The 20,011-nt window shown below is 62.3% G+C and carries 14 protein-coding genes and 1 tRNA gene; 10 read left to right on the forward strand and 5 right to left on the reverse strand.

Going from position 1 to position 20,011, the window contains the following annotated elements:
* Positions 1-201: 201 nt before the first annotated feature.
* From VFI82_15780 to VFI82_15795, 4 genes are all read right to left on the reverse strand, one after another.
* On the reverse strand, positions 202-1,107 hold the full coding sequence (locus VFI82_15780) for a LysR family transcriptional regulator (protein ID HET7186146.1): 906 nt from the start codon (positions 1,105-1,107) through the stop codon (positions 202-204).
* Between the two features lie 130 nt (positions 1,108-1,237).
* Positions 1,238-2,653: a glutamate synthase subunit beta gene (locus VFI82_15785; protein ID HET7186147.1), complete on the reverse strand. Its 1,416-nt coding sequence runs from the start codon at positions 2,651-2,653 to the stop codon at positions 1,238-1,240.
* Positions 2,646-7,229 carry a glutamate synthase large subunit gene (gene gltB / locus VFI82_15790; protein HET7186148.1) on the reverse strand — a complete coding sequence of 1,528 codons (4,584 nt, stop codon included), beginning with the start codon at positions 7,227-7,229 and terminating at the stop codon, positions 2,646-2,648. Before gltB ends, VFI82_15785 begins: the two co-directional genes overlap by 8 nt.
* 199 nt (positions 7,230-7,428) lie before the next feature.
* Complete coding sequence (locus VFI82_15795; protein ID HET7186149.1) at positions 7,429-7,656, reverse strand: hypothetical protein; 228 nt, start codon at positions 7,654-7,656, stop codon at positions 7,429-7,431.
* A gap of 374 nt (positions 7,657-8,030) precedes the next feature.
* Between VFI82_15795 and VFI82_15800 the strand changes: the two genes are divergently transcribed.
* Complete coding sequence (locus VFI82_15800; GenBank protein ID HET7186150.1) at positions 8,031-8,657, forward strand: hypothetical protein; 627 nt, start codon at positions 8,031-8,033, stop codon at positions 8,655-8,657.
* A gap of 113 nt (positions 8,658-8,770) precedes the next feature.
* Here VFI82_15800 and VFI82_15805 read toward each other — a convergent pair.
* Positions 8,771-8,845: transfer RNA gene (locus VFI82_15805), tRNA-Glu, on the reverse strand.
* Between the two features lie 108 nt (positions 8,846-8,953).
* On the opposite strand from VFI82_15805, the gene VFI82_15810 reads away from it, so the two are divergent.
* From VFI82_15810 to VFI82_15850, 9 genes are all read left to right on the forward strand, one after another.
* The gene (locus tag VFI82_15810; GenBank protein HET7186151.1) at positions 8,954-9,385 is read left to right on the forward strand and encodes a hypothetical protein; all 432 of its coding nucleotides are present in this window, start codon (positions 8,954-8,956) and stop codon (positions 9,383-9,385) included.
* Positions 9,386-9,726: 341 nt separating this feature from the next.
* A complete protein-coding gene (locus VFI82_15815; GenBank protein HET7186152.1) occupies positions 9,727-10,581 on the forward strand; it encodes a hypothetical protein in 855 nt (284 codons plus the stop codon).
* A gap of 126 nt (positions 10,582-10,707) precedes the next feature.
* On the forward strand, positions 10,708-12,591 hold the full coding sequence (locus tag VFI82_15820) for a DNA polymerase Y family protein (GenBank protein HET7186153.1): 1,884 nt from the start codon (positions 10,708-10,710) through the stop codon (positions 12,589-12,591).
* 101 nt (positions 12,592-12,692) lie between these two features.
* Complete coding sequence (locus VFI82_15825; protein HET7186154.1) at positions 12,693-16,085, forward strand: error-prone DNA polymerase; 3,393 nt, start codon at positions 12,693-12,695, stop codon at positions 16,083-16,085.
* 231 nt (positions 16,086-16,316) lie between these two features.
* Complete coding sequence (locus VFI82_15830; protein HET7186155.1) at positions 16,317-16,565, forward strand: DUF2934 domain-containing protein; 249 nt, start codon at positions 16,317-16,319, stop codon at positions 16,563-16,565.
* A 54-nt stretch (positions 16,566-16,619) separates the two neighbouring features.
* Positions 16,620-16,991 (forward strand): response regulator, encoded by a 372-nt coding sequence (locus VFI82_15835; GenBank protein ID HET7186156.1) that lies wholly within the window; start codon positions 16,620-16,622, stop codon positions 16,989-16,991.
* 168 nt (positions 16,992-17,159) lie between these two features.
* Positions 17,160-19,208, forward strand: a complete 2,049-nt coding sequence (locus tag VFI82_15840) for a heme lyase CcmF/NrfE family subunit (protein HET7186157.1) — start codon at positions 17,160-17,162, stop codon at positions 19,206-19,208.
* A complete protein-coding gene (locus VFI82_15845) occupies positions 19,205-19,687 on the forward strand; it encodes a cytochrome c-type biogenesis protein CcmH (protein HET7186158.1) in 483 nt (160 codons plus the stop codon). The genes VFI82_15840 and VFI82_15845 overlap by 4 nt, the downstream gene beginning before the upstream one ends.
* Positions 19,684-19,971, forward strand: coding sequence for a hypothetical protein (locus VFI82_15850; GenBank protein ID HET7186159.1), 288 nt, complete (start codon positions 19,684-19,686; stop codon positions 19,969-19,971). Before VFI82_15845 ends, VFI82_15850 begins: the two co-directional genes overlap by 4 nt.
* Positions 19,972-20,011: the final 40 nt, after the last annotated feature.

Raw genomic sequence — 20,011 nt, forward strand, 5'->3', positions numbered from 1 at the left:
CTAGCGCTCGGGCTGGAGCAGTTTGTCGTGTCGTATCCCAACGCTAACGCGTTGGGCTGACAAGGCTTACCGGGCTCGCAAGCTCGCGCTTTATTCGGGGTCGGTGACGCTGGATGGGTCGATCGCTGAAGAGGTGTCGGGAGGCTGCACCAAGCTAACGGGCTCGCGAGCTGGCGCTAAGGAGGAGGCTCAAGGGGAGGTTCAAGCGGACTTGGTCTTGGAGCGCAGGCGGGTGCGGTTTTGGATGAGTTCGACGAAGGCGGTCGCGGCGCGGGGCAGGGTGCGGTCGGCACGGTAGATGAGGCCGAGTTCACGCCACAGATCGATGTCGGACAGGGCGAGCAGCTTCACTTCGCCGGAGCGGACTTCTTTCGTGGCGAAGCTGTTGCTGATGATGGAGACGCCGAGTCCGGCGGCGACGAAGCCCTTGATCATGCCGACGCTGGGCAATTCCATGACCACGCGCATGGTGGACTGGTAAGGGCGAAACAGCTTGTCGAGGACCTGGCGAGTGTAGCCGGTCTTGGGGAAGATGAGCGATTGCTCGGCCACCTTGCTGATGGGCACGGAGTCGTACTGCGCGAGGGGGCTGTCGCGAGCGACCATGAGCATGAGGCGGTCGCGATAGATCACCTGAACTTTCAGGGACGGCGATTTGACGGGCAGAGTGACGATGCCGACGTCGATGGAGCCCTCTTCGCAGCGCTCCAGGATCTTGCGGCTGAAGTTGCGATAAATGTTGATCTGCACCTGCGGGTACAGGCGCGAGTACTCGGCGAAGACGTCGGGAAGGACGTAGAGGCAGGTGGCCTCGTTGGCGCCGAGCAGGAGTTGTCCACGCGGAGTTGCGCCCTGGTCGGCGACGGCGCGTTGCGATTCCTGGCGTAGCGCGAGCAGTTGCTTGGCGTATTCGAACAGGATTTCGCCGGCGGGGGTGAGGCGGACGGACTTGCCGGCGCGGTCGAGAAGCTTCTCGCCATACTCGATTTCGAGCTGGCGGATTTGCGCGCTCACCGCCGATTGCGAACGGAATACCTTCTGCCCGGCGCGGGAGAAGTTGCCGAGCTTGGCGACCTCCATGAAAGTTACGAGTTGATCAAAGTCCATAAGTTGGCCTGCTTATTAAGGTGGTGCGGATTATAACTTTGAAGAATAGGGATTTCCCGCGATTTCCCCCGATTTTATTGAGATTTTTGCGAACGTCAGAAACAGGGTGGTCAGGAACCATTTTGGGCCCTTATTGCGTGCGCTGGCGAAGGAAGGTGTCGACAGCGGCGGCGGCGCGGCGGCCCTCGGAAATTGCCCAGACAACAAGGGATTGCCCACGTCGCATATCGCCGGCGGAAAAGACGCCGGAAACGGACGAGTGATAATCGGCGCCGGTAGCGACGTTGCCGCGGGCATCGAGCGCGACGCCGAGCTGTTCCAGCATGCCATTCCGCACCGGGCCGGTGAAGCCCATGGCGAGCAGGACGAGGTCGGCTTCCATGGTGAACTCGGTGCCGGCAATGGGCTCAAATTTTGGCGGCGGCCCAACCCGCGAGCCATGCAGCTGTTTCACGTTGCCATCCTCGTCGCCGGTAAAGGAGGTGGTGCTGATACTCCAGTCGCGGAGACCGCCTTCCTCATGCGCGCCCTCGACGCGCAATTGCATGGGCCACAGCGGCCAGGGGGTCTGGGGAGCGCGCTCGGTGGGGGGCATGGGCATCAGTTCGAACTGGTGAACCGAGGCGGGCTTCTGGCGGTGGACGGTGCCCAGGCAGTCGGCGCCGGTGTCGCCACCACCGATGATGACAACGCGTTTGCCGGTGGCGAGGATTTCGTCTCGCGAGGAGAGAACGTCGCCTTCGCAGCGACGGTTCTGTTGCGGCAGGAATTCCATGGCGAAATGAATGCCCTTGAGCTCGCGACCGGGGACGAGAAGGTCGCGAGGAGCTTCGGCGCCGCCGCAGAGCAACAGGGCATGAAAGTCGCGGCGCAAATCTTCGACGGGAACGTTGTGGCCGACGTGCGCGCGGGTGGTGAACTGCACGCCTTCGGCGGAAAGCTGCTCGAGGCGGCGATCCAGGAGACGTTTTTCGAGCTTGAAGTTGGGAATGCCGTAGCGCAGCAGGCCGCCGATGCGATCGGCTTTTTCAAAGACGGTGACGCCGTGTCCGGCGCGGCGGAGTTGCTGGGCGGCAGCGAGCCCAGCGGGTCCGGAGCCAATCACGGCGACGCGCTTGCCGGTGGGGAACTGCGGCGGCTGGGGCTTGATCCAGCCATCGCGGAAGCCGCGCTCGACGATGTTCTTCTCAATTTCCTTGATGGTGACCGGCGGCTGATTGATGCCGAGCACGCAGGCAGCTTCGCAAGGCGCGGGGCAGATGCGTCCGGTGAATTCCGGGAAATTGTTGGTGGCGTGCAGCTGGCGGACGGCCTCGCGCCAAAGGCCGCGATAGACAAGGTCGTTCCAGTCGGGGATCAGGTTATTGACCGGGCACCCGGTGTGGCAGAAGGGAACGCCGCAATCCATGCAGCGCGCCCCCTGCACGCCGAGCTTCTCCTCGGGAAAGTCGCGATAGATCTCAAACCAGTCGTTGATGCGTTCGATGACCGGGCGGCGCGAGGGCAGCTCGCGGGAGTACTCGATGAATCCGGTGGTCTTACCCATGTTGCACCTGCCCCACGGCCGCAGGCATGGCGACCTGCGCCGGAACGTAAGGACGCTCGGTGCGGGCGATGCCGAGCACGCGCTTGTACTCGTGCGGAAAGATTTTGATGAAGCGAGGCAGCAGCTCGGCGAAGTGGCGCAGAACGTCTTTGGCTTTCGGGCTGCCGGTGGCTTTTGCGTGCTTGAAGATCACGGCGCGCAGCAAGCCAGCGTCTTCGGGATCGAGCACGGGCTCGAGGTCAACGCCGGCGAGATTGCAGCGGCGGCTGGCGAAGTCGCCTTTCTCGTCGAGGACGTAAGCGATGCCACCATTCATGCCGGCGGCGAAATTGCGCCCGCACTTGCCGAGCACAACGACCAGGCCCTTGGTCATGTACTCACAACCGTGGTCGCCAATGCCTTCGACGACGGCGGTAGCGCCGGAATTGCGGACGGCGAAACGCTCGCCCGCCATGCCGTTGAAGAAAGCCTCGCCGCTGGTGGCGCCGTAGAGCACGACGTTGCCGACCAGGATATTTTCTTCGGCCACGAAGCGCGAGTCGCGCGGCGGATAAATCACGATGCGCCCGCCGGAGAGGCCTTTGCCGACGTAATCGTTGGCGTCGCCTTCGAGAGTCAGGGTGATGCCCTTGGCGAGAAACGCGCCGAAACTCTGGCCGGCGGAACCAGTAAAGCGGCAGTGGATGGTGTCGTCGGGCAAGCCTTCGGAGCCGTAGCGACGGGCGATTTCGCCGCTCAACATGGCGCCAACCGTGCGGTGCACGTTGCGGATGGGCAACGAAACCTGGACGGGCGAGCGATTCTCCAGGGCTGGGCGCGCGGATTCGATGAGCTGGTAATCGAGCGCCTGCTGCAGTCCGTGGTCCTGCTGTTGCAGGCAACGGCGAGCGACCCGGCCCGGAACTTCCGGGTTGTGAAGAATGGCGGAGTAATCGAGGCCGCGGGCCTTCCAGTGATCGATGGCGGGCTTCATCTCCAGCATGTCGACGCGGCCGATCATCTCGTCGACAGTGCGGAAGCCGAGCGACGCCATGACTTCGCGCACCTGCTCGGCGACGAAGAAGAAATACTGGATGACGTGCTCGGGCTGACCGGTAAATTGTTTGCGCAACCGCGGGTCCTGGGTAGCGATGCCAACGGAACAGGTGTTGAGGTGGCATTTGCGCATCATCACGCAGCCCATGGCAACCAGGGGCGCGGTGGCGAAGCCGAATTCTTCGGCGCCCAGCAGGGCGGCGATGGCGACGTCGCGTCCGGTCTGCAGCTTGCCGTCGGTTTGCACGCGGATACGTCCGCGGAGATCGTTCATCACCAGCACCTGCTGGGTTTCGGCGAGACCCAGCTCCCAGGGAATGCCGGCATGCTTCATGGAACTGAGCGGAGAGGCGCCGGTGCCGCCGCTGTCACCGCTGATGAGGACCACGTCGGCGTGCGCCTTGGAGACGCCGGCGGCGACGGTGCCGACGCCGACCTCGGCGACCAGCTTGACGGCGATGCGGGCGCGGGGATTGACATTCTTGAGGTCGTAGATCAGCTGCGCCAGATCTTCGATGGAATAGATGTCGTGATGGGGCGGCGGCGAAATGAGGCCGACGCCGGGGATGGCGCAACGCAAGCGCGCGACAACGTCGTCAACCTTGTGGCCCGGCAGTTGCCCGCCTTCGCCGGGCTTGGCGCCCTGCGCCATCTTGATCTGAAGCTCTTCGGCGTTGATGAGGTAGTTGGTGGTAACGCCGAAACGCGCCGACGCCACCTGCTTGATGGCGCTGCGGCGCCAATCGCCGCTCGGATCGCGCGGGAAGCGGGCTTCGTCTTCGCCACCTTCGCCGGTATTGGACTTGGCGCCAATGCGGTTCATGGCGATAGCAAGCGTCTCGTGCGCTTCCTTGCTGATGGAGCCGAATGACATGGCGCCGGTGGTGAAGCGCTTGACGATCTCAGCGGCGGGCTCGACTTCCTCGAGCGACACGGGCTTGTCGGATTTCTTGAACTGCATGAGGCCGCGCAGCGTGCACAGGTTACGACCCTGGTCGTCGATGGCGTCGGCGAATTCCTTGAAAGTCTGGTAATTCCCCTGCCGCACGGCGTGCTGCAGCTTGCTCACCGTGGTCGGGTTAATCAGGTGATATTCGCCGCCGGCGCGCCAGGCGTAATTGCCGCCGGTGGCCAGTTCGGTTTCCGATTCGGTGAACGGGCGGAAGGCGTGTTGATGCTTCATCGCCGCCTCGCGCGAGAGCACTTCAAAGCCAACGCCGTTGATGCGCGATGGCGTGCCGGTGAAGTAGCGCTCGACGAGATCCCGGTTCAGGCCGATGGCCTCGAAGACCTGCGCGCCCTGGTAGCTCTGCAGGGTGGAAATGCCCATCTTGGAGAAGGTCTTGAGCAGGCCCTTGTTAACCGCCTTGGAGAAATTCTTGACTGCGGCTTCACCGGGGATGTGGTTGGGCAAATAGCCGCGGCGGGCGAGGTCTTCGATGCTTTCGATCGCTAAATAAGGATTGACGGCGCTGGCGCCGTAGCCGAGCAGCAGGGCGAAATGCATGACCTCGCGCGGCTCGCCGGATTCGATGATCAATCCCACCTGGGTCCGCACTTCTTCGCGGACGAGCAGGTTATGCACGGCGGTGAGCGCGAGCAGGCAGGGAATGGGCGCGTACTCCTGATCGACACCGCGGTCGGAGAGGATGAGCAGGGTGTAGCCGGCTTTGACCGCCAGCGAGGCGCGCCGGCAGAGGCTTTCGACGGCGCGCTCCAGCCCTTTGCCGTCTTCTTCGACGCGGAAGAGCATGGGAAGGGTGGTGGCGAGCAGGTCGCCGCGCGAGACGCGCCGCAGCTTTTCCAGATCGCGGTTGGAGAGTATGGGCGCGGTCAGTTTCAGGGTGTGGCAGCTCTCCGGCTTTTCCTCCAGGATGTTGCTCTCGCTGCCAATGTAATTGGTGAGCGACATCACCATCTGCTCGCGGATGGGATCAATGGGCGGATTGGTGACCTGGGCGAAGAGCTGGCGGAAGTAGCTGAACAGCGGCTGCGGCTTGTCGGAGAGGCAGGCCAGCGGCGTGTCGGTGCCCATGGAGCCGATGGGCTCCTCGCCGTTGGTGCACATGGGAGTGAGGATGGCCCTGATGTCCTCATCGGTATAGCCGAAGGCGCGCTGTCGCTGCAGGATGGTGTCGTGGTCGGGGCCCTGCACGCGAATGGGCTCGGGAAGCTGATCGAGCGTGATCAGGTTCTGCTGCAACCACTCGCCGTAGGGATGACGGCCGGCGAGCCGCTCCTTGATTTCCTTGTCGTCAACAATGCGGCCTTCGACGGTGTCGACCAGAAACATCTTGCCGGGCTGCAAGCGTCCTTTGCGCCGGACGGAACTGGGCGCGACGGGAAGCACGCCGACTTCGGAGGCCATGATGACGAGGTCATCGTCGGTGACAACATAGCGGCCGGGACGCAGGCCGTTGCGATCGAGGGTGGCGCCGATCCAGCGACCATCGGTGAAGGCGACCGCGGCAGGACCGTCCCACGGTTCCATGATGGTGGCGTGGTACTCGTAAAACGCGCGCTTCTTCGCGTTCATGTGCGGGTTGCCGTCCCAGGCTTCGGGGACCAGCATGGCCATGACGTGCGGCAGAGAGCGCCCGGAGTGGAGCAGAAGTTCGACCGCATTGTCGAGATTGGCAGAGTCGCTGCCGCCGGGCGCGATGACGGGAAACAGCTTCTTGATATCGTCGCCGAACAGGGGCGAGTTGAGGACCGATTGGCGCGCGTGCATCCAGTTGACGTTGCCGCGCAGGGTGTTGATCTCCCCGTTGTGGGCGATGTAGCGGTAGGGATGCGCCAGGTGCCAGGTCGGGAACGTGTTGGTGGAGAAGCGCTGGTGGACCAGGCAGAGCGCGCTCGCCACGTCAGGATCGGAAAGCTCGTTGTAGAAGCGGTCAATCTGCGGCGCCAGCAGCAGGCCCTTGTAGACGATGGTGCGCGCCGAGAGCGACGGAACGTAGAAGAATTCCCTGGACTCGATGTCGGAGGAGGCGACTTCGCTTTCCGCGCGCTTGCGCACGATGTAAAGCTTGCGCTCAAGGGCGGCTTCGTCCATTTCCGGCGCCGCGCCGAGAAAAATCTGCTGGATGTAGGGTTGCGAGACCCGGGCGACGCGGCCAATCACGCTGCCGTCAACCGGGGTATCGCGCCAGCCGATCACGGTGAGACCTTCCTCGCGCGCGATGCGTTCCAGGATTGCTTCGCAGCGAAGGCGATCGTGGCGCTCGACGGGAAGGAAGATCATGCCGACGCCGTATTGCCCGGGCCCGGGCAGCGCCAGGTTCAGGCGAAGACATTCGCGGGCGAAAAATTTGTGCGGCAACTGGATGAGGACGCCGGCGCCGTCACCGGTTTCGGGATCGCAGCCGCAGGCGCCGCGATGGGTGAGGTTGACCAGGACCTCAATGCCCTTGCGCACGATTTCGTGCGAGCGCGCGCCGTTAATGCTGGCGACAAAGCCGATGCCGCAAGCATCGTGCTCGTAACGAGGGTCGTAAAGTCCTTGCGCCGGCGGCAAACCGGCAGGCGCGGGTCGGTTCATCGTGACTACTTCTTCTTTCGCAGGTGATCAGGCGCGTGCCTCGGGCGAACAGCAGGCGTGCCCAATAATTAAGGTCGCCGATTTGAGGGGAGTAAGTACAACGCAGAATTTCGCTGCAGGAGATTGAGAAAATTGATGAGTCGTGAGACTCCACTGCCGCAATTCCCTCAAGCCAAAAAGCGGCTAGAGCGGGGCGCGCTCAGTGCCAACTGCCGAAGCGCTCGAGCAGCTTGCAGGCATCATCGTAGATGAAGACCGGGCTGCCGATGCCGGCCCTCTGGCTGGCGGCGGATTGGGCCGCGTCCAAAGTGGTGAAATCACCGACGGAGTAAACGGCGCCGGCGGCGTCTTGCAGGTCCACGGCAACAACGCGGAAGTGCGACGTGGGGGCTCGCAGCAGGAGGGGATCGGCGGCTGGATAACGCATGGTGGACCTCCGTTCGGTGCAGGCTGCTATGACGAGAATTGCGGCATTCTTGCGCGCATGGCAAAGACGGGTCTATGACCTACATCACAAACGGAAGTGAGGTTCATCACCAGGCGTAAGGAAACACGGAGCTTGCGGGTGAAAGTAAAAGGAAGTTTCGAAGGTGTCGGAAGTTTCACGCCTTTAGTGCGGGACCCAGGCAGCGAATCTGGCGATTGGCGGTGCGGCGAATGCGGCGGGGTTACCGGGAATCGAACCCCGGGGCACAGCGCCAAATCGACGTTGACAACCCATAGTTGCCACAATACGATTCCCGCCTCTTCCAAGAAGGCCCGAAGACAAAAGAAAACTTAAACAGGAAAGCGAGGTGTGTCATGGGACGCATGAGGCTTTGGAGCTTGGCTGTTGCCGGGCTGATTTTTGCGTTGACGCCGACTGCCCACGCGCAGCTACGACTCACGGCGCAAAACTTTGTACTAGGCGACATCACGATCACGCCTGCGAACCCCGCGGTGCTTGCGACAAACGTCGACTCGCCGGAGATTTTCGCGCTCGACGTTCCAGCAACACCCTCGTCGAGCTACGTGCAGTTCACTTGCAGTGCGGTTTGGACGGTTGAATTCGCCGGACTTACTGAACCGGAGCGCGCCAATTTCCAGCTTCGGTTCGACGTAACGAGTCCTGCTTTTCCGCCAGGAATCGTGCTGCATTACGCGGTCCCGCTCACAAACTACTTGAACAATGTAACTACTGCCGGTGGTATCCAGGGAGGAACCGGTGTGGACTCGGAGGCATTGACACGGAACTTCCTGGCACAATTTCTTGCCGCCGAAAATGCCAGCCTGACTGCCTTGACCGCCAGCCAGATCGCTGACGACATGTTTCGGCAAGGATTTCATGTGAGCGTTTTTGCGCGATTGGCGAAAGCCAGGAACGTGACCGACGCGATAGTTACTAACCCGAATGTCGCTTTCTTTGCACAGCCTGGGAGTTTGAAGTAAGAGCAAGACGGCGGTGCATGTCATGCTGAAAAGGCTGTGCGCCGCCCTTCCGCACGCCGTTAATCGCGTGTCGGGGTAAGCTACTGAGATCGCACGCGGTGAGATGGGATAGTTGGTAGCGCTACCGGGAATCGAACCCGGGTTTGAAGATTGAGAATCTTCCGTCCTAACCCCTAGACGATAGCGCCACGCCGGGGACAAATGATTTTAGCAAGAAGATTGGAGAGCTGTCAGGAGAGCTGTGCGGCAGAGATTCTGCATCCAAGAAGGCAGGCCGGATGGCCGAGGAGTGTCGCGTGAGCCAGCGAATCACAAATGTCGGTGCAGCTCTGCTGGGCGGCGTCATGGTCTTCGCTGCCGGGATGACGGTCGGGTTGGCGCTGCTGCCGCGTGACCGCGCCGCCGTAGTCCACCTGCTGATCGCGAACTTCGTCACCGCCCTGATTACGGTGATCACGGCGCTATTGATCGAGCTGCGGCAAGAGGAGCGGCATTACCGGTTGGCGGCGGAGCGGGCCGCGCACATGGCGGAATTGAACCACCACGTGCGCAACGCGGTCTTTCCGCTGTGTCTGGCGGTGCAGCGGCGGGGCGACGCGGAATCGGACCGGCTGGCGCAGGAAGCCATGGCGCGGCTCGATATCGCGCTGCGCGATGCTGCCGTGGATGCCTACAGCGGCAAGGTCAAGTACGCGGAACCGCCGATCGGAAGGGCGAAAGCGGCGTAGGAGAGCTGCAACCGCGATCTGTCCTTCAGAGCCGGAGCCCGAGCATAAGGCCTGACGGCGGTGTTCCAAGTTGTGACTTCTTCGTTGTTAAAACCAGCCACCAGAGCGGCTTTTGGGTGCTCTTGACAACCCTCCCCGGGCGTAGCAGAATCCCACCTGTAGGCGAATAAAAAGCGAAAGTGCCCCTGCCCTACGCTTTCGTTCCTTCCGCCAGACGAGGTTCTGCCATGAGCGCTGCGACCGCAGTTTCCAGTTTTCAGTTTCCAGTTTCCAGTGAGCAGGTTTCGCGTTTCGCGTTTCACGTTTCACGAGGCGGAGTTCTGCAAGAAAGGGAGCTAGTGGTGCCGGCGTCAAGGTTGGGCGACCGGCCGGCGGCGGCCACGGTGCTTACCGGGATTGAGTCACTGGACGCGCTGAGCGGGGGGCTGCCGCGCGGCGGATTGACGGAAATCTGTGGACCGGCGTCGTCGGGAAGAACGAGCGTGTTGCTGGCAGTGATGTCAAAGATGACGGGGCAAGGGGAGGTGTGCGCGCTGGTGGACGCCGGCGACTGCTTCGATCCGAAATCGGCGGAAGCGGCAGGAGTGGAACTGAAGCGGTTGCTGTGGGTGCGGTGCTCGAAACATCGTGGGATCGGGCGATCGGGTGACGGGGTGAAGCAATCGATGCCCCCCTCGACTGCGCTCGGGGCAGGCTTAGGGCGATGGTCGGGAGCAAGTGGTCAGTGGCCGGTGGCCAGTGGCCAGAAAAAGGTAAATCACAAGTCGCAAATGGACTCGCTCGAGCAGGCGCTGAAGGCAACGGACCTGCTGCTGCAGGGCGGCGGCTTCGGGCTGGTGGTAGTGGATCTGGGAGACGTGCCGACGGAGGCGGCGCGCCGGGTGCCGCTGACTTCATGGTTCCGGTTTCGCCGCGCGGTGGAAAACACGCGAACGGCGCTGCTGGTCATCGAGCAGGAGCCGCACGCCAAGACGTGCGCATCGCTGGTAATGCAGCTGTCGGCTATCGGCCGTCGGCTTTCGGCGAGTGGTCAGTGTTCGGTGAGCAGTGGCCCGACACAAAAGGAACCGGTGCACGGAAGGATTTTGTCGGGGCTGGAGATCAGGGCGGAAATTTTGCGCTCTGCCGCGCAGCAGAAGAAACCGGTGCAATCGGCGGGAGCGCGGTGGGAGAGCAGAACAGCGTGGGCGGGATGACAGGAATTTGAAATTTGTAATTTGAAATTTGGCCACGACAGTTCGGTTTACGACGATTTGTTCACGAACAGCAAACACTCAATAAATTACGAATTACAAATCGCAAATTACCAATTGAGATGGGTCATGCCGTTTGCTGCGATTTACATTCCGGATTTTCCCGTGGAGGCGATCCTGCGCGCCGAACCGGAGCTGCGCGAGCGGGCAGTCGCAGTAGTGGAGGGCACGCCGCCGCTGGTGCGGGTGGCGGCAGTCAATGAGCGGGCGGCGCAGGCGGGAGTGGAGCCGGGAATGACCAAGCTGCAGGCGGAAGAAAGGCTTGCCGCGTTGGATAGCAAGGCAAGCGGCGATTCGAAGTTGCGCAAGAAAAAAGAGGAAGCATCTGCGCTCGCGGGCGAGGGCAGTCCCGGTTTTCGCCCACGCGAGGGCGTCCTTCGACAAGCTCAGGACAGGCTGGGTGCCACACCCACCGGCACGGTGCGGCAGCGGTCGGCGGAACGGGAGGCGGCGGCGCATGCGGCGTTGCTGGACTGCGCTTGCGGATTTTCGCCGCGAGTGGAAGACACGGCGTCCGACACGGTGGTGCTCGACCTGGCGGGCCTGGAGCGGATTTTCGGTGTCCCGGCAAAGATCGCGCGCGACCTGGCTCGGCGCTGCTCCGAGATGGGGTTGGAGACGAATGTGGCGGTGGCGTCGAATGCGGACACGGCGGTGCTGGCCTGCCGCGGGCTGGCGGGCGTGACGGTGATCACGGAAGGCAAGGAGGCGGAGAGGCTGGGAGAGCTGGGAATCGAGATCCTGGTGACGTCGAATGAGGAACACGGGCTCGGGGGCGAGCGCGCGCCAACGTCGGTCGAAATTCTGGAAACGCTGGAGAGGTGGGGAGTGCGCAACCTGCGGGCACTGGCGGCGCTGCCGGAGGTCGCGCTGGCGGAACGCCTGGGGCAGGAAGGCCTGCAGTTGCAGAAGCTGGCACGCGGCGAAACGCAGCGCGCGCTGGTGATCGCCGAGCCGCCGCTGGTGTTTGAAGAGGCGGCGGAGCTGGAGTACCCGGTGGACCTGCTGGAGCCGCTCGCATTCCTGTTGAACCGGATGCTGGAGCAGTTGTGCGCGCGGCTGTCGGCGCGGGCGCTGGCGACGAACGAGATCCGACTTCGCATGAACTTGGAATGGGAGCGGGATTGTCGAATTGACGAATTGCCGAATTGCGGAATTGAAAACGAAAGCGATTCCACAATTCGTAAATCCGACAATTCGTCAATGGTTGAGCGCACGTTGCGCCTGCCGGTGCCGATGCTGGATGCGAAAGTGTTCCTGAAACTCATGCAACTGGACCTGCAAGCGCATCCGCCGCAAGCGCCGGTGATGAAGGTCTGGTTGCGAGCGGAGCCGGCAGAGCCACGGAGGGCGCAGAGCGGGCTGTTCGTGCCGCAGGCGCCGGAGGCGGAGAAACTTGAAGTCACGATGGCAAGGATCAGGAAAGTAGTCGGCGAGGGAAAAGAGCAAAACCCTTGCCGATTGCCGATGGACGATCGCCGATTGTCCAACCGCCCTGAACAAAATCGAGAATTGACAATGGACAATCAGCAATGCGGTTCAGAAACACGGGTTGGGTCGGCGGAGATTTTGGATACACATCGGGTGGACGGATGGCGCATGAAACCATTTGCCGCGGGCGACGTGCGCGCGAACCGCACACGCGAAGGCGCGTATGCCACAACCGCTTCTCCGATGACCGCGCTCCGCCTCTTTCGGCCGGCGCTGGCGGCGGTGGTGACGATGAAAGACGGGCAACCGGCCCATGTCGCCTCACCGGAGCGGCCGGCGATGCGTGGCGAAGTGGTGTGGTGTGCGGGACCGTGGCGATCCTCCGGCGAGTGGTGGACGGAGCAGGCGTGGTCGCGGCAGGAGTGGGATGTGGCGGTGCGCAACGAGGCGGGAGTTGCGGTGTACCGGATTTATCACGATGAGGTGGAGGGGAAGTGGCGGGTGGAGGGAAGCTATGACTGAAGTGAAATTTGAGATTTGAAATCTGAGAATTTGAAATTTGCAGCGAGCGTGTTTTGTCGTTCAATTTCCAATTCTCAAATTTCCAATTTCAAATTCCCCGAATGTACGTAGAACTTCATTCCGCGTCGGCATTCAGTTTCCTGGAGGGCGCCAGCGTCCCCGAGGAATTGGCGGCGGTGTGCGCGGAGCAGGGCATGGGAGCGATGGCGGTAGTGGACCGCGATGGCGTGTACGGCGCGCCGCGATTCCACCTGGCAATGAAGAAAGCGGGACTGAAGGCGCATATCGGAGCAGAAGTTACGTTTCACGTTTCAAGTTTCACGTTTCCAGATGGGCGGCGGCGACTCGGGTCACCGGCCCGAGCCACACGTGAAACGCGAAACGTGAGACCTGAACCCTGCGTGGTGCCTGTTCTGGTTGCCAACCGCGAGGGCTATCAGAATCTATGCCGGCTGGTGACACGGATGAAGGCGCGCGGGCCGAAGGACGCGCCGGCGGAGGCGACGGCGGCGACGGAAGCCGATCTGCAGGAACATGCGCGCGGGCTGATTTGCCTGACCGGGGGCGACGATGGTCCGCTGGCGGAGGCGCTGCGGCGTGGCGGGATGGAAGAAGGGAAGCGCGAAGTCGAGCGGCTGGCGCGCATCTTCGGGCGGGAAAATGTTTATGTCGAATTGCAGCGGCATTTTTTGCGGGACGAAGAAGCGCGCAACATCTTCGCCGTGCAGGTGGCACGCGAGCTGGGGCTGCCGATCGTCGCCAGCAACGGCGTGCGGCATGCGAAACCGGAGGAGCGGCAGATCCTCGATGCCTTTACCTGCCTGAAGCATTACCGGACTCTGGCCACGGCAGGACGGTTGCTGGCGCGCAACAGCGAGCGGCATGTGAAGTCGCCGGCGGAGATGGAAAAGCTGTTCGCGGATCTGCCGGAAGCGATTGCCGCGACGAATGAAGTTTCCGCGCGGCTCCAGTTCACGCTCGCCGACCTGGGCTACGAATTTCCGCGCTACCCGGTGGAGGAGGGCGAGACGATGATGTCGTTCCTGCGGCAGCGCACGCAGGAAGGGTTCCAGGAGCGATACGGGCGGGCGGCGCGCGACATGCGGGCGCGGGCGCGGCGGCAGGTGGAGCGCGAACTGGCGCTGATCGAAAAGCTGAAGCTCGAGGGCTATTTCCTGATCGTGTGGGACATCGTGCGCTTTTGTCGCGAGCAGGGAATCCTGGTCCAGGGACGCGGCTCGGCGGCCAACAGCGCGGTTTGCTACTCGCTGGGAATCACCGCCGTCGATCCGGTCGGCATGGACCTGCTGTTTGAGCGCTTCCTCAGCGAAGAACGCGGCGAGTGGCCGGACATCGATCTCGACCTGCCTTCCGGCGAGCAGCGCGAGCGCGCCATTCAATACGTTTACCGGCGATACGGCGAGCGCGGAGCGGCGATGACGGCCAACGTGATCACCTATCGCGGGCGCATGGCCGCGCGCGAGATGGGCAAGGTGCTGGGCTTCGATGAAGACACTATCGGGCGGCTGTCATCGCTGGTCGGGACCTGGGAGTACAAGGACCCGGACGAAACCCTGGAGAAGCAGTTCCGCTATGCCGGGTTCGACTTGCGACATCCACGCATGCGTAAATTCCTGGAGCTGTGCCTCGCGGTGCAGGATTTGCCGCGGCACCTGGGGCAGCACTCCGGCGGCATGGTGATCTGCCAGGGACAACTTGATTCGGTGGTGCCGCTGGAGCCCGCCTCCATGCCCGGGCGCGTGGTGGTGCAGTGGGACAAGGAAGATTGCGCCGACCTGGGCATCATCAAGGTGGATCTGCTGGGGCTGGGAATGATGGCGGTGCTGGAGGACTCCATCCAGCTCATCCGCGATCATTACGGCGAAGAAGTGGACCTGGCGCACCTGCCCGCCGATGATCCGGCGGTGTACGCCGCGCTGCAGAAAGCCGACACCGTCGGCATGTTCCAGATCGAGAGCCGGGCGCAGATGTCGTGCCTGCCGCGGCTGCGCCCGCAGAAGTTTTACGACATCGTGGTGCAGGTGGCCATCATCCGCCCGGGCCCGATTGTCGGCAAAATGGTGAACCCATTTCTGGAACGCCGCCAGGGCCGGCAGCAAGTAACCTACCCACACCGGTCGCTGGAGCCGGTGCTGTCGCGGACCTTGGGCGTGCCGTTGTTCCAGGAACAATTGCTGCGCATGGCGATGATCACCGCCGGCTTCAGCGGGGGCGAGGCGGAAGAGCTGCGGCGGGCCATGGGCTTCAAGCGCTCGGAAAAACGGATGCGCGATATCGAGGTCAAGCTGCGCGCGGGCATGGCGCGCAACGGCATCGCGCCCGGCGCGCAGGAACAGATCATTGATTCCATCACCTCGTTCGCACTGTACGGATTTCCCGAGTCGCACTCGGCCAGCTTCGCGTTGCTGGCGTATGCGAGCGCCTACCTCAAGACGCATTACCTGGCGGCGTTCACCGCGGCGCTGCTCAACAACCAGCCGATGGGTTTCTATCACCCGTCCACGGTAGTCAAGGATGCGCAGCGGCACGGGCTGAGGTTTCTGCCGGTGGATGTAACGAAATCGGATTGGCTGTGCGCGGTGGAAGAAGAGGCTTCACGTTGCACGTTTCAAGTTTCACGTGACAGCAACCCCGACGACGTGAAACGCGAAACTGGAAACGTGAAACCTGCCGTTCGCCTTGGCCTTCGCTACGTGCGTGGACTGCGCGAGGATGCGGCGCATGCGCTGGTGTGTGCCCGGGAGCAGAGGCCGTTTGATTCCATTACCGACCTGGCACGGCGAGTGCCGGAGCTGCGCCGGACGGAGCTGGAGACACTGGCCGCCATTGGAGCGTTGAACGCTATTGGCTCCGCAGGCGCGGCGGAGCAGGTTTCACGTGTCACGTTTCAAGTTTCAGGTGAAAGCACTCCTGACGACGTGAAACGTGAAACTCGAAACGTGAAACCTCGTCTTCACCGCCGCGATGCTCTCTGGCAGGTGGCCAGCGCCAGCCGGGGAGAAGGGCCGCTGCTGCGCGCGGTGCCGGAGCCGGATGCGGCCTCGCCGCTGCCGGCGATGGATCGGGAAGAGCGGCTGGTCTCGGATTTCCGCGGGACCGGGCTCACAGTCGGCCCACATCCGATGGCGTATCGCCGGAATGAGTTAAAGGCCAAGGGCATTTGTACCGCCGCCGAGCTGGAAAAAATTCCCCATGGCCGGTGGGTATGCGCGGCCGGATGCGTCATTGCGAGGCAGCGGCCGGGCACGGCAAGGGGATTCGTCTTTCTTAGCCTGGAGGACGAAACCGGAATCGCTAATGCGATCGTTACTCCCGATCTGTTCGAGCAGAACCGGCTGCTGCTGGTCGGAGAAAAGTTTTTGCTGGTGGAAGGCGTGTTGCAGAACCTGGACAATGTCATCTCAGTGAAGGCGCACCGCGTGCTGCCGCTGCCGATCACGGAAGCGGAAACCAAGTCGCACGATTTTCATTGATCTTGCAGCGCCTAGCAGGGCGCGACAACAACGGGTTGCGACGGAACAACAGCTTTTTGCATTCCGACTCGTTGCTGGCGGAAGTTGACACAACGCAAGCGGGAGAAAATTTTCGGAGCGCCTCCAAATCCACAGCTCAACGGGGTAATATTGACGAGTACTCATGGTGAGGCATACCCCCAGTCCATGCGGGTCCTGCCATAGTTTCAAAACCCTAGGAGCAGTTGAGAAATGCCCAGAGTAAAACGTGAGCAAGTGACAACGACGCAACCCCCTGCCAAGGCCGCCACTTCCATTCTGGAGAAAAAGAACGGACACAACGGCAGCAGCAAGGCCAGTTCGTCCTTCGACCTGGAAACGGCAATCCGCGTCCGCGCCTACGAGTTGTACGAGAAGCGCGGCCGGCAAGACGGCTGTGCCCAGGACGACTGGTTCCAGGCTGAGGCGGAAGTGCTGTCACGTTTTTCGCGTACGGCATAGCAGCAGTTCCGCTTTGGCGGATCGGGCCCAAGGATCTCGGATTACGGCGGTCTTTTGCAGAGAGTTCTGCTTATTGACGATAGTCCGCTGCAACTTCGCGTGCGCGAGGCGATCTTGCGCGACGCCGGGATAGAGGTGTGCATCGCCACCACGGCGGAGAGCGCGCACGCCGTGCTGCGCAGCGAGAAAGTGGGAGACAGCATCGGTGTGATCGTCACCGACCACATCCTGCCGGGCGCCAGCGGGGCGGAGTTTGTGCGTCAACTGCGGCAACTCAAGCCCGCGGTGGCGGTGATTGTCATTACCGGCCTGCCCGAAGCGGAAGACGAATATGCGGGGCTCAATGTCGTTTTCCGGCAAAAGCCGGTACCCCCGCCGGAGTTGATTGCGCTAGTGCGCGATTGCATGAAGGACAACGCCGCTTAAACCGCGCCTGCCCAGCGACTCCCAAACATCAAGACTTGTGCGCGACCGGTTGCGCCCGCTTCGCTTTAACCGTCCAAAACCGCGGTTGGACTTCCGCGGTTCGCGTCCTTAGTTGCCGAGCGCCTGGGTTTCTGAAAAAATAGGCAGCACGGTGGTGAGTCCCTCCTAATGCCATTGCTTGGAAGTTTCTCGCTGGTCCTCGCGCTAGCGCTCAGCCTGTATTGTTTTGTGGCAGGGGCGTTTGCGCTGTTCGGTCACGGCCCCGGCTACGAGCGCCTGGGCGAAACCGCGCGCCGGGCCGGCATCGCCGCCTGGGCTGCCATAGCGATTGCCGCTGCGGTGCTGGTAGTCGCCACGTTCCAGAACGATTTTTCCATCGCCTACATCCTCCACCACAGCAACCGCGACCTGGGCGCGCCTTACAAGTTCGCGGCGCTCTGGTCAGGCCAGGAAGGCTCGTTGCTGTTCTGGTCGCTGTTGCTGGCCAGCTACGGCCTGGTGTTGCGCATGCGGCACAAGGTGGATACGCGGCTAGTGGCGTACGCATCGGTGGTCATTGCTGCGGTGCAGGCCTTCTTTCTGCTGCTGGTCAATTTTGCCGCGCCGCCGTTTGCGCTAACCCAAGGCGCCATTCCGGCGGACGGCAACGGACTGAACCCTCTGCTGCAGTATCCGGAAATGGTGATTCACCCGCCGATGCTCTATCTCGGCTACGTGGGATTCACGGTGCCTTTCGCCTTCGCGCTGGCGGCGCTGATCATGCGTTATCCGGGCGAGAAGTGGATCCACATCACCCGCCGCTGGACCATGGTGACGTGGGGCTTCCTGACCTGCGGCATTTTCCTGGGTGCACACTGGGCGTACTCGGTGCTGGGCTGGGGCGGCTATTGGGGATGGGACCCGGTGGAGAATGCCTCGCTGATGCCCTGGCTCACCGGCACGGCTTTTCTGCACTCGGTGATGATGCAGGAAAAACGCGGCATGCTGAAGATGTGGAACATGTGGCTGATATTCGCCACTTTCCTGCTGTCGATTTTCGGCACGTTCCTGACGCGCAGCGGCGTGGTCAGCTCGGTACACGCCTTTGCACAATCCTCGATCGGGGACTGGTTCGTCGGATTCCTGGCGCTGTCATTTGCGGTTTGTGTCTTCTTCTTTGTGAAGAACCGTTCCCATTTGAAGAGCGAGCACCGGTTGGAATCGCTGGTCTCGCGCGAATCCAGTTTCCTGTTCAACAACCTGATTCTGCTGGTCGCTTGCTTCACCGTGCTCTGGGGGACGCTGTTCCCGATCCTCAGCGAGTGGGTGCAGGGCCACAAGATCACCGTCGGTCCGCCATTTTTCAACCGGGTCAACATTCCGATCGCGTTGTTGCTTCTGCTGCTGACCGCGGTCGGACCGCTGCTGGCGTGGCGCAAGACGTCGCTGGAGAGCCTGAAGCGCAATTTTCTTGCGCCGACGCTGATTGCGGTCGGCGCAGTAGTGCTCCTGGTGGTGACGCCGCCATCGTGGGGCGGGCCGTTTGGAATGCGGCCCTGGCAAGATTCGTCTTACCTGTTCTCGCTGATGACGATCATGCTGTCGGTGCTGGTCGCGGCCACGGTGACCTCGGAGTTCGTGCGCGGCGGCAGGGTAATCGCTCGCCACACTTCGAGTTCTCTGTTGTCCGGGGTCCTGCAATTGACGCGGCGCAATACGCGACGCTACGGCGGATACATTGTGCACTTCGGTGTCATCGTCATCATGATTGGATTTGCCGGCGCTGCGTTCAATCGTGATACCGAGCACGAATTGGGCAACGGACAGCAGATGTCTATCGGGCCGTACACGCTGGTGTGCCGCTCCTATACCGACGATGACAACCCGAATTACCGCAGCCAGTGGGCAATCATTGACGTCAGCAAGAACGGCAAGCCGGTGGCGACCATGTATCCCGAGCGCCGCTTCTACAAGGCGAGCCAGCAGACGGCGACGATCGTCGCCAACCGCTCGACCTTGAAAGAGGACCTGTATCTGGTTTACAGCGGGCTGAATGAAGACACCGGGCGGCCGATTATCCGCGCGCATTTGAATCCACTTGTCTTGTGGATCTGGATTGGGGTGCTGATCGTGATTGCCGGCACGGGCGTGGCCCTGGTGCCGAACGCGGCGCCAGTTCGCGCCACCGTCCCCGCGCGGGTTGCGGCCGCCGCCGAGCCGGTGGGAGCCGGACGATGAAAAGGGTCAAGCGTGCAGCTTCGCTCGTAGTTGTCTGCCTTGCCGTGCTTATTTTTGCGGGCGCGGGTGACGATCTCGGCGGCCGTTTCGATTCGGTCGGACACAAGCTGATGTGCCGCTGCGGCTGTAACCAGGTGCTGCTGGAGTGCAACCACGTCGGCTGCACTTATTCCGAGGGAATGCGCAACGAACTGATGGCCGGCCTGCAGCGCGGCGAAAGTGACGACCTGGTGATGCAGGGGTTTGTGCAGAAGTACGGGCCGACGGTTCTGGCTGCGCCGACCGCCACGGGATTCAATCGCGTGGCATGGATCATGCCGTTCGCAGCGCTGAGCGGCGGGCTGTTGCTGGTGGTGCTGGTGGTGAAGGCTTGGAATACCCGGCGCGCTCCGGCGGTAGTGCCGGCCGCCGGACCCGGCCTCGACGCGCGTGAGATGGATGACCTGCGTCGGCGGGTGCACGAGGAGACGGAATTATGATGATTGCCGCCTGCGTGCTCATGACCGCCGCGCTTTTCTTTTACATTTTCTCGCTGCCGGCCCGGGTCGATCCCGGCGAGGAAAAGACAAGGCTGACCTTCCTCCGCGAGCGCAAGGAGATGGTGTACGAAAACCTCCGCGACCTGAACTTTGAATACAAGGCCGGCAAGTATCCCGAGGCCGATTACCAGACGATGCGGGCTGCCCTGGAACAGGAAGCGGCGTCGTTGCTGGCCGAGATTGAGGGGCTGGAGAAAAGCGAGTACCGAGTAGCGAGTACTTAGTACCGAGTACCGAGAGACAAGGTCATAGGATTGGGCAGTA

The sequence above is a fragment of the Terriglobales bacterium genome, assembly GCA_035691485.1.
Lineage (GTDB): Bacteria > Acidobacteriota > Terriglobia > Terriglobales > Acidobacteriaceae > JAIQGF01.